This is a genomic window from Caulobacter sp. 73W (genome assembly GCF_041021955.1).
Classification (GTDB): domain Bacteria; phylum Pseudomonadota; class Alphaproteobacteria; order Caulobacterales; family Caulobacteraceae; genus Caulobacter.
This window is the reverse complement of the sequence record NZ_CP158375.1, coordinates 37,721-51,553: the sequence shown is the minus strand read 5'-3', so window position 1 is coordinate 51,553 and position 13,833 is coordinate 37,721. Positions and strand designations below refer to the sequence as shown.

Here is a 13,833-nt window from a genome sequence, read left to right as displayed (position 1 = left end):
CCGGCCGCCCCCTGTTTCGTCTTAGAAAGCGTAGCGAACGCCCAGGTAGTACTGACGTCCCACCTGGAAGTAGTCGTTCGTGCGCTGCACGTTGGAGTCGAGGAACGAGATGTCCTTCTCGTTCGTCAGATTGATGCCTTCCAGGCTGACCGTGATGTCGTCGCTGACCTTGTAGGAGGCCGAGAAGTCGACAAACAGGGTCGAGCGGCGGCCGGCGACGTCGACGTTGTAGGCCGCCGGAACGGCCGTCAGGTACTTGTCGCGGTAGGCCGCCGAGACGCGCGCCTGGAACGGACCATCTTCGTAGTAGATCGTGCCGTTATAGGCGTTCTTGGACAGGTTCAGCAGGTCGCGCGACACCGTGGTGGCGGCCGAGGTCGACGACAGGAAGTAGTCGATCTGCGAGTCCACGTAGGTGTAGTTCAGCAGGACGCCGAGGTTCTCGAACTTCCAGGGCAGGAAGGTCAGCGGCTGCTGGTAGTTCAGCTCGACACCCTTCAGCGGGCCACCGGGCGTGTTGACCACGTTGGAGATGCTGAAGTCGTCGTTGACGTTCACGCCCGTGCCGCTGAGCAGGCTCGCCGGCAGGCCGGTCGTGGAGTAGGGCGCCACGACAGTGATGTTCTGAACGTAGGTGCTGATGTCCTTGTAGAAGAACGCGGCCGAGACCACGGCGCCGCGGCTCGGATACCATTCCACCGCCACGTCGAAGGTCTTGGCGCGGTAGGGCTCCAGCATCGGGTTGCCGGTCGACACGGTGCGCGAGCCGCCAGCCACGTTGACGTTGGTGGCCGCCGACAGGGCGTTGAGGCCCGGACGCGACATCACCTTGGCGGCGCCGAAGCGCACCTGCACGTCTTCACGCGGCTCGATCACCAGGTTCAGCGACGGCAGGGTGTCCTCGTAGGAGCGGCCCACCGTCGTCAGCTCGAAGCCCGCCGGGTTCACCGAGGTCGGAACCGTCGAGAAGAAGGTCGAGCTTTGCTTGGTCTTCACGTAGCGGACGCCGACGTCGCCGCGCACCGGCAGGCCGAACAGCTCATGACGGAAGTCAGCCTGGATGAACGCACCCTGGTCTTCTTCCTCCACCGAGCGGTTATCGCCGCGGGCGCTGGACGTGGTGCTCGACAGGGCGAAGCGGCCGCTGTTGCTGAACACGCCATAAGCCTGGGCGATCGCGTCGCGGTTGGGGCTGGCCCAGCAATTGGGCGTGCCCGCCGGCAGGTTCAGCTTTTGCAGGCCGCACCACTGCTCGGTAAGGGTCGCCATGGAGTAGCCGGCCGGGATCGCCGGGATGTTGCCTTCACCGGCGGCCAGACGCTGGCCGGTGCCGACGAACTCGTACTTCTTGAGGCTGCCGCCCAGCTTGAAGGTCAGGCTGTCGTTCAGCTCGTACTGGCCCTGGGCCTGGACGATCTTGAAGGTGTTGTCGTTCCAGTTCGGACGCAGACGGATGTCTGGACCCGTCGCGCCCGTGCCGCCCGGAACCGTGACCGTCGGGCCAATGTACCAGGAGTTCGGATCCTTGACGTCAAAGCCGTAGTTGATGGCTGGGAAGTTCATGCTGTTGCGCGCATCGAACGAGTAACCGTCCGTGTTGATGCGATCCATCTGCGCGATGTAATCGAGCGCGTTGTCGAAATCGTTCGCCACGTAGCCGACGGTGCCTGTCACCGACAGACGGTCGGTGAAGGCGTGCTTGCCGCTCAAGGTCCACTGGGTGAACTGGGTGTCGTAGACGTCCAGATAGTTTTCCGAACGGATGTCGACGTTGTCGAGCAGCGCGTAGACCAAGGTGCCGTTGGCGTCGACAGCGGCGTCGCGCACCACGGTCTCGGGCTTGCCGCCCTGCGAGGCGCCGCGGCTCAGGCCGATCGACTCCAGCTGGCGCTCGTTACGCTCGGCCTCGAACTTGGAATACATCACATCAAGAGCGATCTCGGTGCGATCGGTCGGGCGCCATTGCAGGGCGCCGGTGAGGCCCAGACGCTTTGTCTGAGTCTCGTACTGCTGGTAGCGCAAGAAGCGCGGGTAGCGGGTGGTCGCGGCGCTGGCCAGGGCCGTGGCTGCCGGATTGGCGCCGGCGCAAAGCGCCGGGCGAGCGACGACATCGCAGAAGCCCCCGTCGGCCGGGCCGACGTTGAACTGGCCGGTGCTCACGCCGTTCTGGCGAACGCCACGCTCAGAATAGGCTGCCGAGAACAGCGCGCCGAAGGTGTCGTCGAAGAAGGTGTTGCTGACCAGGACGGCGACGCGCGGATCGTAGTCCTTGGAAAGGTCGCTGTAGCCCATCTTGGCCGAGCCGGCGATCTTGAAGCCGTTGTAGTCGAACGGCTTGCCGGTGCGCAGGTCGACGGTCGCGCCGAGCGAGCCTTCGTCGATCTCAGCCGACGGCGTCTTGCGCACGTCGATCTGGCTGAAGAGTTCGGAGGCGAAGACGTTGAAGTCGAAGCCGCGGCCGCGGCTGGAGCCGGTCGTGGCCTGAGCTTCGATGCCGTTGATGCGGACGCGGGTGAATTCTTCCGACAGACCACGAACCGACAGGTTGCGGCCTTCGCCGCCGTCGCGGGTGATCGACACGCCGGGCACGCGCTGGATGGCTTCGGCCAGGTTGTTGTCGGGGAACTTGGCGATGTCTTCGGCGACGATGGAGTCCACCGCGCCGGTGCTGTTGCGCTTCAGTTCCAGAGCCTTTTCAAGGCTGCTGCGGAAGCCGGTGACCACGACCTCCTCTACTTCACCTTCGGCCGCCGTCTGGGCCGAAGCCGCCCCGGCCAGCATGATTGCCGCCGCTGCGCTGGTCCCCAGCAGAATGGCGTTGCGACGCAGCTGTCCCCTGCCCGCTTGATCGCGCTTTTGCATCTCGTCTCTTCTTTCCCTGAACTTGTTTCTTGTCATTGCGGCGGTTGTTTCCGCCGGCCCCTCTGCCCCCGAGCCCGAATTGGCCTCAGGATGCCGATAAAAAGGGGATCGACCGCGCACGGACGACCCCGAAGCCCAGGAGGGGAAATGGGCGGGCTTCATTGACCTTGTCGAGGATGCTCGACGCCGCGGACATCGCCGCAAGCGGAACACGCATAGATGCGCAGGCACCGTGATGGCGCATGGTTTCCTCTCCCCTGATACCGGTGTCATCGAGCTGCGCCCGAGTTCGGCTTTTCTTTCGCCTATTGACGTTAGGGACAGGAAGCGCGCGGCGAGGCTATCTGTCAACTGCAATTGCCAGCGCTGGCACAAAACATTTTGAGCGCTCGCGCTCAAAAATTGCTGCGCGTTGTCTAACGCCCCGCCGCAGCCGTGCTCTCGCGCTCGACGACCTCCAAGGCGATTTCCTGGGGTTGAGGATGGCTCTTTGCCTCACCACCTTCGATCCGCGCCAGCAGGCGTTCGGCGGCCGTTTGCGCCATGGCCCGCATGGGTCGGTTGATGGTCGTCAGGGCGGGCGAAATCATCCGGGCGATGCTGCTGTCATCGAACCCGGCGACGGACAGATCGCGAGGCGAAGACAGCCCCCTCGCCGACATCGCCTTCAGCACGCCCGCCGCCATGAAGTCGTTCGAAGCAAACACAGCCGTCGGCAGGTCGGGCAGATCCAGGATCGCCTGCCCGCACGCCAGTCCTGATTCGAAGCTGTAGTCGCCCTCGCTCATGACCGACCGCGCCAATCCAGCCTCCGCCAAGGCGTCGAGGAAACCTTGGCGCCGCTGTTGGGCGGAAATGAACCGGGATGGACCGGAGATGAAGGCGATCCGTGTGTGGCCCAGCGCGATGAGGCGCCGCGTCAGTTGCTGCGCCGCCTGCCGCTCCATGGACACCAGCATGTCCGCGCCCTTGATCGGGACCGAGGCGATCGCGACGCTAGGCGTGTGCGTCTCGGCGATGACCTGATGCAACTGCGTCAGTTCGGCGAGCGGCGGAAGCAGCACGACCCCGTCCACACGAGAGCGATTGATGAACCCCCGGACGTCGTCCAACAGATTGTCAGCGTCATAGCTGCACGGGTGGACGACCACCTCAAAGCCCCGCGCGCCGCAGACCTCGCTCAGACCACGCTGCACCGGGTCGAGCACCAGGGCGTTGGGATCATCGTGGATCAGCCCGATCAGGAATGACCGGCCAGTGGCGAGCGCCCTCGCCCGCGCGCTGGGGCGAAAGCCGAGGCTTTCGATGACCGCCTCGACCTTGCGGCGGGTGTCAGCGTTGACCTTGCTTGAGCCGTTGATGACCCGCGAGACCGTGCGGAGGGACACTCCGCTCTGGTCTGCGACATCGGTGATGGTCACGTCGTTCATGGCGTCGTGCTTATGGTCGGGAAGGCCGCGTAACACGAAAAACCAAGCTTCGCCTATGGCTCGCGGCGGACATGTTCCACAACCGAGACGTCATGGAAAGCAGCAACATGCCTAGACGAGGCCTCTGGCCTCAATGTGGCGCGCCCCTCTATAGAAGGGCCTTGTTTCGTCGGCGACAGGGTTGGTCAGCGTGCGGATAGCCATCGTCGGCGACGGGTTCAGCGGCACGCTGTTCGCACTGAAGATGGCCGCGGCGCAGCCTGCGGCGCAGGTCCTGTTGATCGGCCGCGAACGGCGGATCGGACGCGGCCTGGCCTATGGGGCGGCCGACCCCATGCACATGCTGAACGTGCCGGTCAGCCGTATGGACGTCGGCCTCAAGCCTTCCTTCCTCGACTGGCTTGCCGCCGAGCACGGGCAGGACTGGACCCTGGAATCCTTCGCGCCCCGCGCCCTGTTCGGCGACTACATGGAAATGCTCGCAACCAAAGCGACGGCCGACGGCCGCATCGAGCGGACCCGCGGCGAGGTCGTCGGCATGGAAACCGGGCCTCGCCCTGGGGTGACCCTGGCGGACGGCCGCACGATCAGCACCGACCTAGTCGTCCTGGCTCTGGGCAACCTGCCGCCTGACCGGCCCGGCGGCCTCCCCGACGCAATCACCGACAGCGCGTTGTTCGTGGCCGATCCGTGGGCGCCAGGCGCGTTGGACGACCTGCCGTCCGAGGCGCCGGTCCTGCTGGTCGGCGCCGGCCTGACGATGATCGACATCGCTCTGCGGCTGGCCGCGCGGGGGCATCTGGGACCAATGACGGCGGTGTCGCGCCGGGGCCTGCTGCCCAAGGGGCACGAGGCCGGCGGCGCCTGGCCGGCCTTCTTGCATGAGCATGTGGGGCAAGCGCCGCTCGCCGTCGCTCTGGCGATCCGGCGCCAGGTGAAGGCCGCGCAAACCGCCGGCGTGCCCTGGCAGCGGGTCTTCGATGCGGCCCGCCCCGCCGTGCCGGCGATCTGGAGCGCCTGGTCTCTCGCCGAACGCCGCCGCTTTCTGGGCAAGCTGCGCCCTTGGTGGGATGTCCATCGCCACCGCACCGCGCCCGAGGTGACGGCTGGGCTTCAGGCCCTGATCGAGAATGGGCGGCTGGAGGTCCTGGGCGGCCGTTTCGGCAAGGTTACGGTGGCGAGGGATCAGGCCGAGATCGAGATCCGGGTCGGTGGTGGGACCAGGACCTTCACCTCCGCCAGGATCATCAACTGTACCGGCCCCGGCGGCCGGTTCGATCGCACGGCCCTGCCCCTGATCGCCGACCTGCGCGCCAAGGGGCTGGCCAAGGCCGATCCGCTAGGGCTTGGCCTCGACACCCAGGACGGCGCAGTCATCGGAGCGTCCGGCGAGGTGTCCGAACGCCTCTACGCTCTTGGGCCCCTGGCCAAGGCGGCATGGTGGGAGATCACCGCAGTGCCCGAGATCACCCTGCAGATCAACGACCTGGTGCAACGCCTGGCTCACGGCTCGACGCCTACCCGGCCGCTGTCGGCCAGCGCCTTCATGGACATGGGCGCCGGCATCTGAGGCGCTGAAGCCCGCTTCAGAAAATCTGGCGGGACTCAATTCCTATTGTCTGAATAGGATTTCTTCAGGCGGCGTTTCCCTCCCCTTTTGCGCCGCCCAAAACTGCCGAGCGCGGACTGGTCAATCCCGCCAGTCCGCGCGAAGCTGCCGACAGACTTCGTGCGCTTCTTCCAACAACAGATGGAGGCGTCCATGAACGCCATCGCCGACCGCAAGCGTTTCGAAACCGAGATCGTCGAAGGCCTGACCTTCCATCCCGCCGGGCCGTTGCTCGGCGCGGAGGTGACCGGTCTGGACCTGCGCCAACCACTGGAGCCCGGCGTGATCGCCGCGATCCGGGGCGGGCTGAACCGCTACAAGGTGCTGTTCTTCCGCGACCAGGACATCAGCCATGAAGAGCATATCCGCTTCGGCCGTTATTTCGGCGAACTGGAAGGCCACCCCGTCACCGCGACTGTCCCCGGACACCCCGAAATCCTGCATATCGAGGCGGCGGATGGCCTGAAGATCACTGAGGAGATCCTCCCCATCGCGCGGCCCGCCAACAAGTGGCACACGGACGTGACCTTTAGGGAGCGGCCTTCGTTCGCCGGCATCCTGCGTGGCCGGCTGCTGCCTCCGTTGGGCGGCGACACGATCTTCGCCGACACCAACGCCATCTACGAGGACCTGCCTGCTGCAGTGAAGGCCAAGATCAGCCGGCTCAAGGCCGAGCACGATATCCTGCAGAGCTTCGGCTACCGGATCAGCGAGGAGAAACGGGAGCGGCTGGCGCGGGAATACCCGCCCCGCGCCCACCCGGTGGTCCGCACCCATCCCGAGACCGGCGACAAGCACCTGTTCGTCAATCACGTCTTCACCACCCGCATCCTGGGGATCGACGAGGACGAGAGCCGCGAACTGCTGGCCTATCTGACGGATCGCGTGAAGGCGCCGGAGTACCAGGTTCGCTTCCGCTGGTCTGCGAACGCCATCGTCTTCTGGGACAACCGAGCCACCCAGCACTACGCTGTCCTAGACTATTTCCCGCATGAGCGGATCGTCGAACGCGTAACGGTCGAGGGTACGGATATTCCGTTCTAGGCGATCGAGGAGCGGAGCAGCTCCAAGCCTACGCGAAGGCAGGCCAAGCGTACGGGGCCGCGGCCGATATCGCCGAAATGCTCCTCTCGGTGGATGATCCGCCGATTGCGCCGGGCAAGGGCGAAATGCACGAGCCCGGGTTCGTCACCGGGCGCGCCGCGCCCCGCGAAGCCTGTCACCGCCAAGGCTATATCGCCTTGCGACGCGCTTAAGGCGCCTTGCGCCATCGCGCAGGCTACCTGCCGTGACACCGCCCCCCACTGATCGATGATAGCCAACGGCACGCCCAGCATCTCGCTCTTGGCGGCGTCGCTATAGGTGACGAAGCCACGTTCGAACGCATGAGCGCATCCCTCGACGTCGGTCAGTGTCGACGCCAGGAGGCCGCCCGTGCAGCTCTCGGCCGTGACAAGCCGAAGGCGACGCTCGCAAGCCTCTTTCAGCACGGCCATCACCAGGGACTCTAGAGCCCCTGGCAAGGTCGCGCTGAGGGTTTCGGTAGGCATCAGGACGTCGGGCGGGCATCCCGCTGGTCGGCCATCTTGGTGACCGGCCCATCCTCCACCGGCTCGCCTTCTTCCAGGTCGTGGCCCGTGAAGCTGCGGGTCTCGGGCGCCGGAAGGCCGGTGCGCTCGAACTCGTTCATCGCCTGCTGCTTGCGCAGGGCCATCTGTTCACCCAGGGCGTCCATATCCAGGCCGGCCTTGCGGGCCTGGGAGAACATGCCCTCGACGCGCTTTTCCTCTTCCTCGACGTGGTGCTCGATCTGCTCGGACAGCACCTTGACCTTCGCGTCGTAGAATTCCTCGCTGGGCTCGCTGTTCATGATCTCGGCGATCAGCACCTTGGCCCCGTCGTGCTCGACATAGCCTTCATCCAGCAGGTCATCCTCCACCGCGCCGCGGCAAGCGGGATAGAAGATTTCCTCCTCGATGATCGTGTGGACGATCAGCTCGGTGCAGATCTGCTTGGCGATGGTCTGCTTGCGCTCCACGCCGCGCGCCTTCTCGAAGGACTCAAAGAGCTCTTCGACCTTGCGATGATCGGCTTTCAAAAGGGCGATAGCGTCGGGTTTGTCGGTCGTGGGCATTGCGGGCTCCCTCAAGCTTGCGTGGCGCCGATCGCGTCCTGGCCGGCCGCGTCGACCCAGCATGAACAGCCGCCCCGGTCGCGGGTTCCTAAGTCGGACAGGCGACGCCTGCTTTCAGGACGCCGGTGATGATGCCGATAGGTCGCATCCGCCACCCTTGAATGTTATAGCATAACGCCTATGTTCGACGTCTCCCCTGTTCCCCCAGGGAAGACCGCCCCGTCCGACTTCCCTCCCCCAGCCCGTCGGACGGGGCCCCCAACAAGAGTACGCTTGAGAACCGGATCACGATGAAGATCGCTTCCCCGGCAAGGGTCCTGGACGTGTCCGCCATCGGACTGTCGGGCCTATGCCTGATCCACTGCCTTGTGCTTCCTGTCGTAGCCGTCGGCCTGCCTTTTCTCGGCGCCTGGGCCCAAGCTGAATGGGTGCATTTGCTTTTCGTGGCCCTCGCCGCGCCGATCTCGGCCGTCGCCCTGTTCCGGCGGGCAGGCAAACGCCCCCCCACATCTCTGCTCCTTTTGGCGGCGTCGGGTCTGGCTCTGCTCACGCTAGGCGCGCTGGAGCTGCCCTCCCACGCAGTGGAGACGCCGCTGTCGGTGGCGGGCGGCCTAATCCTGGCGGCTGCTCATACCTGGAACCTGCGGCGCTCTCCGCCTCCGCCCTGCTCCGACAAGTCTTCCTCAGCCTGAGGGAATCGGGGCTTTAAGGGACGCACCTGACGCGGACCCTTGGAGCCATGGATTTCAGCCCCCTGCCGGTTACGAGCGTGGTCGGCGCTTTCCTGTTGGCCTTCCCGGCGCTGTTCTCCATCGTCAACCCCATCGGCGGGTCCCTGATCTTCAACGAGGTGACGGGCGACCTGTCGCGCGAAGAGCGCGCCCGGCTGGCGACCAGGATCTCGTTCTATTCGCTGCTGGTGCTGCTCGTTTCGCTCTGGCTGGGCAGCTATATCCTGAACTTCTTCGGCATCAGCCTCGGCGCCCTGCGGGTGGCCGGCGGTCTTGTCGTGGCGATCCGGGCCTGGGGCCTGCTGATGGCCCCCGAGGTGCAGGAGGACCGCAAGGCCGGCGACGCCGCCCTTGCCAAGGGCGCGTCCGACCATGTCGCCTTCTTCCCGCTGACCATGCCCTTCACCACGGGCCCCGGGTCGATCTCGGTGGCGATCGCCCTGGCCTCGCAGCGTCCGACCGACGGACCGGGTACGGCGTCGTTCTTCCTGGGGGCCAGCCTCGCCGCCGTCTGCCTGGCGGCGGTCATTTGGCTGTCCTACCGATCAGCTGACCGGCTGATGAAGCTGCTGGGCTCCAACGGCGCACGCGTAGTCTCACGTCTGGTCGCGCTGCTGCTGCTGTGCATCGGCGTCCAGATCATCAGCACCGGCCTTGAGAGCCTGCTGGGCCCTGTGTTCCGCGGCGGGTCTAACTGACGACGGTCAGTCCCGGCGGCGGGACGCGGACGATGAAGTGGCCCTTCACGCCTTCCGGCCATTGGCGATAGGGCACGACGCCCTCCTCGCTTTCCAGCCAGGCGGCGGCATAGTCGAGGATGGCCTGCGCCGCCTCGGCCGTCGGCTCGAACTTGCCCAGCACGTAGCCGATCTTCCCCGGCCCCCGCAGGTGGATGGAGCAGTGCTGGCTGCAGTTGAACAGACACGGCATCTGTTCGATCGCCAGAGACGCCACACGCGGATCGCCCTGCGCGACTTGCGTCAGCGCCTGGAACATGTGCGCGCCGCCACGCATGCCCTGGGCGTCCTCGCGCTCCTCGGCGGACCAGCGGCAGGTATTGCAGACAATGAGCGACGGCCCGTCGGAAGCCGGCTGCAGCAGGCTCAAAATTCCACCCCAGCTTGAGCCTTCACCCCGCTGCGGAACGGGTGCTTCACCTGGGTCATCTCGGTGACCAGGTCGGCCGCGTCGATCAGTTCCTGCGGCGCGTTGCGGCCGGTAATGACGAAGTGCTTCATCGCCGGCTTGGCGGCGATGACATCCAGCACTTCCTGCAGCGGAAGGTACTCGTAGCGCAGCACGATGTTCAGCTCGTCGCAGATCACCATGTCCCAGTCCTCGGGATCGAGCAGGCGCGCCTTGGCCGCCTCCCACGCCACGCGGGCCACGGCGATGTCGCGGGCGCGGTCCTGGGTGTCCCAGGTGAAGCCCTCGCCCATGGGGCGGAACTCGATGTGATCGCGAAAGGCGTCGAAGACGGCCTTCTCGCCGGTCTCCATCGCGCCCTTGATGAACTGGATGACGCTGACCCGCCGGCCGTGTCCGATCATGCGGGCGGCCATGCCGAAGGCGGCGGTGCTCTTGCCCTTGCCGGGACCGGTGTTGACGATCACCAGGCCGCGCTCTTCCTGACGCTCGGCCATCATCCGCGCCCGGGCGGCCTGGATGACCTTCATCTTGGCGTTATGGCGCGCGTTGATCGCGTCTTCGTCGAGGCTCTGGTCGCTCATGGCCCTGTCTTGGCGTGCGCGCCGCCCCAGGGCAAGGGCTACTCCGCCGGGGCCAGACCTTGCAGGGCGGCGTCCTCCTCGTGACGCACGCCGTCGAACACCGCCAGGTCGAGGATGCCCTCTTCCTTGGCGACCAGGGTCGGGACCAGGGCTTGGCCGGCGACGTTCACGGCGGTGCGGCCCATGTCGATGATCGGATCGATGGCCAGCAGAAGACCTACGCCCTCCAGCGGCAGGCCAAGCGTCGACAGGGTCAGGGTCAGCATGACGATGGCCCCGGTCAAGCCGGCGGTGGCGGCCGAGCCGATCACCGAGACGAACACGATCAGGGCATAGTCCGCCAGGTCCAGATGCAGGCCGTAGAACTGCGCCACGAAGATCGCCGCGACGGCCGGATAGATCGCCGCGCAGCCGTCCATCTTGGTGGTGGCGCCCAGCGGCACGGCGAAGGCGGCATAGGCCCGCGGCACGCCCAGGCGAGTCTCTGTCACCGTCTCCGTCACAGGCAATGTGCCGATGGACGAGCGCGAGACGAAGCCCAGCTGCACCGCCGGCCAGACACCGGCCAGGAACTTGAGCGGATTGAGGCCGTGGGCCAGCAGCAAAGCCGGATAGACCACGAACAGCACCAGGCCCAGGCCCACATAGATCGCGGCGGTGAAGGCGCCCAGCTGTCCTAAGGTCGTCCAGCCGTATTGCGCGATGGCGTTGCCGAACAGGCCGATGGTGCCGATGGGCGTCAGACGGATCACCCACCCCAGGATCTTGCGGACAATGGCCAGAGCCGAGGCGTTGAACGCCAGGAAGCCGCGCCCCGCCTCGCACACCTTCAGAGCGGCGATGCCGACGACCAGCGAGATGACCACGATCTGCAGGACGTTGAACGACAGGCTGGTGGTCGCCCCCGCGTCCTTCAGCTTAGTGGACGCCTGCAGGCCCAGGATGTTGCTGGGCACGAGGCTGGTCAGGAAGTCGAGCCAGGAGCCGACGCTGGACGGCGCCTTGGCCTGGCTGGCGGCCACTGACGCATGCAGGCCTGGCTGCAGCACCAGACCCAGAACGATGCCGATGGTCACGGCGATCAGGGCGGTGATCGCGAACCACAGCAGGGTGCGCCACACCAGCTTGGCGGCGTTTTGCAACTCGCGCAGGTTGGCGATGCTGGCCACGATGGCGGTGAACACCAGCGGCGGCACCAGAGCGCGCAACAGTTGCACGAACAGCGAGCCGACCTGACGCAGGACTTCGGCCAGTGCATAGCCTCCCTGCCCCGGCTCCACGCCCAGGCTGCGCGCCAAAAGGCCGGCGCCCAGGCCGATCAACATCGCGGCGAGGACCTGGAAGCCGAAGTTGGTCCACAGCGGCTTTGAGGTTTTCTGCGAGACGGTTGTCGTCATGACCCGGCTCCGGGACGTTGAATTCGCCCCTACACCTAGTGTTCCAGTCGGCTTTTGCGACCGCAGGAATTCTGCGGCGACTTATAGGATACGGCTCTCGCAAAGCACGGGTCGCCCCACCCCCGAACTTACGGCAGAGTTCCGCGTTGAAGCCCGACACCTGGAACGCGGGATGGGAGACGCCGATGAAAATACACCTGATGATCGCCGGCGCGGCGGCGCCGTTGATGCTGGCGCTCGCCGCCTGCAGCGGCCCGGCCCTGCCCACCCAGGATGGTTATGGTCCCGATCCCAAACTGCCTGAGCCGCGCAAGTCGCTCCTGCCCGTGATCGACATCGCCCCCGCCAAGGGTTGGCCCGATGGCCAAAAGCCGATCGCGCCGGCCGGCTTCACCGTGACCGCATTCGCTTCGGGCCTCGATCATCCCCGCTGGATCCACGTGCTGCCCAATGGCGACGTGCTTGTCGCGGAGACCAACGGGCCGGCCAAGAAGGCCAAGGGCCTGCGCGCCTGGGTCCAGAGCAAGGTGATGGCCAAGGCCGGCGCCAAGGCGCCCAGCGCCAACCGCATCAGCCTGCTGCGGGACGAGGACGGAGACGGCGTCGCCGAGACCAAGACCGCCTTCCTGGAGAATCTCAACTCACCCTTCGGCATGGCCCTGATCGGCGACAGCTTCTACGTCGCCAACACCGACGCCGTGGTCCGCTTCCCGTATCAGGAAGGCCAGACCAGGATCGCCGCCGCGCCCCAGAAGGTCGCTGACCTGCCCGCCGGCCCGATCAACCATCACTGGACCAAGAGCCTGATCGCCAGCAAGGACGGCTCCAGGCTCTATGCGACCACGGGCTCCAACAGCAACGTGGCCGAGAACGGCATGGAAAACGAGGAGCGCCGCGCCGCCATCCTCGAGATCGACCCGGCCACGGGCGCCAGCCGCGTCTTCGCTTCGGGCCTGCGCAATCCCAACGGCATGGGCTGGCAACCGCAGAGCGGTGCGCTGTGGACCGCGGTCAACGAGCGAGACGAGATCGGCAACGACCTGGTCCCCGACTACATGACTTCGGTGAAGGACGGCGGCTTCTACGGCTGGCCCTACAGCTATTACGGCCAGACCGTGGACGCTCGGGTCAAACCGCCCCGCCCCGATCTGGTGGCCAAGGCGATCAAGCCGGACTTCGCCCTGGGCGCGCACACCGCGTCCCTGGGCCTGACCTTCTATGAGGGCGCCAGCTTCCCCGCCCAGTACCTCAACGGCGCCTTCATCGGCCAGCACGGCTCATGGAACCGTAAGCCGCCCAGCGGCTACAAGGTGGCCTTCGTGCCGTTCGCCAACGGCATGCCTTCTGGGCCTTCGCAGGACTTCCTGACCGGTTTCCTCAGCCCCAAGGGCGATGCCTGGGGCCGTCCGGTGGGCGTGGCGGTGGACGGCGTCGGCGCGCTGCTGGTGGCGGACGACGTAGGCAACGTGATCTGGCGCGTGACGCCGAACACGCCGCGCGCGCCGGCCGAGACGCCGGAGCCCTAGGCGCTTGCCGGGTTGGTCACCGGCACCAGGGCGCCGTTGATGGCGCGCGCCTTGTTCGAGGCCAGGAACACGATCGCGTCCGCCACGGCGGCGGGCGCGGTCCAGGCCGCCGGATCGGCCGAGGGCATGTCGGTGCGGTTGCGCGGCGTGTCCATGATCGACGGCAGCACGGCGTTGACCCGCACACGGCCCTTCAGCTCGGCCGCCAGGCTTTCCGTCAGCTTGGCCACCGCCGCCTTCGACGCGGCATAAGGGGCCATGCCGGCGCCGGCGGTCGTCGCCGCGGCGGAGCCGACATTGATGATCGCGCCGCCGTCCGAAAGTCCGGTCGCCGCCACGCGAGAAAGGTTGGCGCAGGTCTCGACATTGATCGCGAACATTTCGCGCCAAGACTTCTGAGGAACCTTCGGAAAT

At 66.3% G+C, this 13,833-nt stretch carries 13 protein-coding genes; 5 read left to right on the top strand and 8 right to left on the bottom strand.

The genetic code is table 11. The features are described 5' to 3' along the window. Positions 1-21 precede the first annotated feature (21 nt). The gene (locus ABOZ73_RS00235; RefSeq protein ID WP_369059769.1) at positions 22-2,862 is read right to left on the bottom strand and encodes a TonB-dependent receptor; all 2,841 of its coding nucleotides are present in this window, start codon (positions 2,860-2,862) and stop codon (positions 22-24) included. Between the two features lie 416 nt (positions 2,863-3,278). Then, complete coding sequence (locus tag ABOZ73_RS00230; protein ID WP_369059767.1) at positions 3,279-4,292, bottom strand: LacI family DNA-binding transcriptional regulator; 1,014 nt, start codon at positions 4,290-4,292, stop codon at positions 3,279-3,281. Between the two features lie 190 nt (positions 4,293-4,482). Here ABOZ73_RS00230 and ABOZ73_RS00225 point away from each other — a divergent pair, with 190 nt between their 5' ends. Beyond that, positions 4,483-5,862, top strand: coding sequence for an FAD/NAD(P)-binding protein (locus ABOZ73_RS00225; protein WP_369059766.1), 1,380 nt, complete (start codon positions 4,483-4,485; stop codon positions 5,860-5,862). A gap of 192 nt (positions 5,863-6,054) precedes the next feature. Continuing rightward, complete coding sequence (locus ABOZ73_RS00220; protein WP_369059765.1) at positions 6,055-6,945, top strand: TauD/TfdA dioxygenase family protein; 891 nt, start codon at positions 6,055-6,057, stop codon at positions 6,943-6,945. On the opposite strand, the gene ABOZ73_RS00215 is transcribed toward ABOZ73_RS00220, so the two are convergent. Then, positions 6,942-7,397 (bottom strand): CinA family protein, encoded by a 456-nt coding sequence (locus tag ABOZ73_RS00215; RefSeq protein WP_369059764.1) that lies wholly within the window; start codon positions 7,395-7,397, stop codon positions 6,942-6,944. The genes ABOZ73_RS00220 and ABOZ73_RS00215 overlap by 4 nt on opposite strands. A gap of 53 nt (positions 7,398-7,450) precedes the next feature. After that, entirely contained in the window at positions 7,451-8,035 is a 585-nt protein-coding gene (locus ABOZ73_RS00210) for a hemerythrin domain-containing protein (protein ID WP_369059763.1), read from the bottom strand. Between the two features lie 290 nt (positions 8,036-8,325). Between ABOZ73_RS00210 and ABOZ73_RS00205 the strand changes: the two genes are divergently transcribed. Beyond that, positions 8,326-8,727 carry a MerC domain-containing protein gene (locus tag ABOZ73_RS00205; RefSeq protein WP_369059761.1) on the top strand — a complete coding sequence of 134 codons (402 nt, stop codon included), beginning with the start codon at positions 8,326-8,328 and terminating at the stop codon, positions 8,725-8,727. A gap of 47 nt (positions 8,728-8,774) precedes the next feature. Then, complete coding sequence (locus ABOZ73_RS00200; protein WP_369059759.1) at positions 8,775-9,464, top strand: MarC family protein; 690 nt, start codon at positions 8,775-8,777, stop codon at positions 9,462-9,464. Here ABOZ73_RS00200 and ABOZ73_RS00195 read toward each other — a convergent pair. The 3 genes from ABOZ73_RS00195 to ABOZ73_RS00185 are packed head-to-tail and all read right to left on the bottom strand — an operon-like array spanning position 9,457 to position 11,893. Then, positions 9,457-9,873, bottom strand: coding sequence for a DUF1636 domain-containing protein (locus ABOZ73_RS00195; RefSeq protein ID WP_369059757.1), 417 nt, complete (start codon positions 9,871-9,873; stop codon positions 9,457-9,459). The genes ABOZ73_RS00200 and ABOZ73_RS00195 overlap by 8 nt on opposite strands. Continuing rightward, positions 9,870-10,496: a cob(I)yrinic acid a,c-diamide adenosyltransferase gene (gene cobO / locus ABOZ73_RS00190; RefSeq protein ID WP_369059756.1), complete on the bottom strand. Its 627-nt coding sequence runs from the start codon at positions 10,494-10,496 to the stop codon at positions 9,870-9,872. Before cobO ends, ABOZ73_RS00195 begins: the two co-directional genes overlap by 4 nt. Before the next feature lie 38 nt (positions 10,497-10,534). Further along, the gene (locus ABOZ73_RS00185; RefSeq protein ID WP_369059754.1) at positions 10,535-11,893 is read right to left on the bottom strand and encodes a dicarboxylate/amino acid:cation symporter; all 1,359 of its coding nucleotides are present in this window, start codon (positions 11,891-11,893) and stop codon (positions 10,535-10,537) included. 185 nt (positions 11,894-12,078) lie between these two features. On the opposite strand from ABOZ73_RS00185, the gene ABOZ73_RS00180 reads away from it, so the two are divergent. Next, a complete protein-coding gene (locus ABOZ73_RS00180) occupies positions 12,079-13,419 on the top strand; it encodes a sorbosone dehydrogenase family protein (RefSeq protein WP_369059752.1) in 1,341 nt (446 codons plus the stop codon). Here the strand turns inward: ABOZ73_RS00180 and ABOZ73_RS00175 are convergent. After that, the gene (locus ABOZ73_RS00175) at positions 13,416-13,799 is read right to left on the bottom strand and encodes an SDR family oxidoreductase (RefSeq protein WP_369059750.1); all 384 of its coding nucleotides are present in this window, start codon (positions 13,797-13,799) and stop codon (positions 13,416-13,418) included. The genes ABOZ73_RS00180 and ABOZ73_RS00175 overlap by 4 nt on opposite strands. Positions 13,800-13,833: the final 34 nt, after the last annotated feature.

What these genes read in the sequence shown, in the direction of transcription:
- ABOZ73_RS00215 (WP_369059764.1), bottom strand. Translation starts at nt 7,397, where the DNA reads ATGGCCGTGCTGAAAGAGGCTTGCGAGCGTCGCCTTCGGCTTGTCACG.
- ABOZ73_RS00235 (WP_369059769.1), bottom strand. Translation starts at nt 2,862, where the DNA reads ATGCAAAAGCGCGATCAAGCGGGCAGGGGACAGCTGCGTCGCAACGCC.
- ABOZ73_RS00230 (WP_369059767.1), bottom strand. Translation starts at nt 4,292, where the DNA reads ATGAACGACGTGACCATCACCGATGTCGCAGACCAGAGCGGAGTGTCC.
- ABOZ73_RS00200 (WP_369059759.1), top strand. Translation starts at nt 8,775, where the DNA reads ATGGATTTCAGCCCCCTGCCGGTTACGAGCGTGGTCGGCGCTTTCCTG.
- ABOZ73_RS00205 (WP_369059761.1), top strand. Translation starts at nt 8,326, where the DNA reads ATGAAGATCGCTTCCCCGGCAAGGGTCCTGGACGTGTCCGCCATCGGA.
- ABOZ73_RS00175 (WP_369059750.1), bottom strand. Translation starts at nt 13,799, where the DNA reads ATGTTCGCGATCAATGTCGAGACCTGCGCCAACCTTTCTCGCGTGGCG.
- ABOZ73_RS00220 (WP_369059765.1), top strand. Translation starts at nt 6,055, where the DNA reads ATGAACGCCATCGCCGACCGCAAGCGTTTCGAAACCGAGATCGTCGAA.
- ABOZ73_RS00180 (WP_369059752.1), top strand. Translation starts at nt 12,079, where the DNA reads ATGAAAATACACCTGATGATCGCCGGCGCGGCGGCGCCGTTGATGCTG.
- ABOZ73_RS00185 (WP_369059754.1), bottom strand. Translation starts at nt 11,893, where the DNA reads ATGACGACAACCGTCTCGCAGAAAACCTCAAAGCCGCTGTGGACCAAC.
- cobO (WP_369059756.1), bottom strand. Translation starts at nt 10,496, where the DNA reads ATGAGCGACCAGAGCCTCGACGAAGACGCGATCAACGCGCGCCATAAC.
- ABOZ73_RS00210 (WP_369059763.1), bottom strand. Translation starts at nt 8,035, where the DNA reads ATGCCCACGACCGACAAACCCGACGCTATCGCCCTTTTGAAAGCCGAT.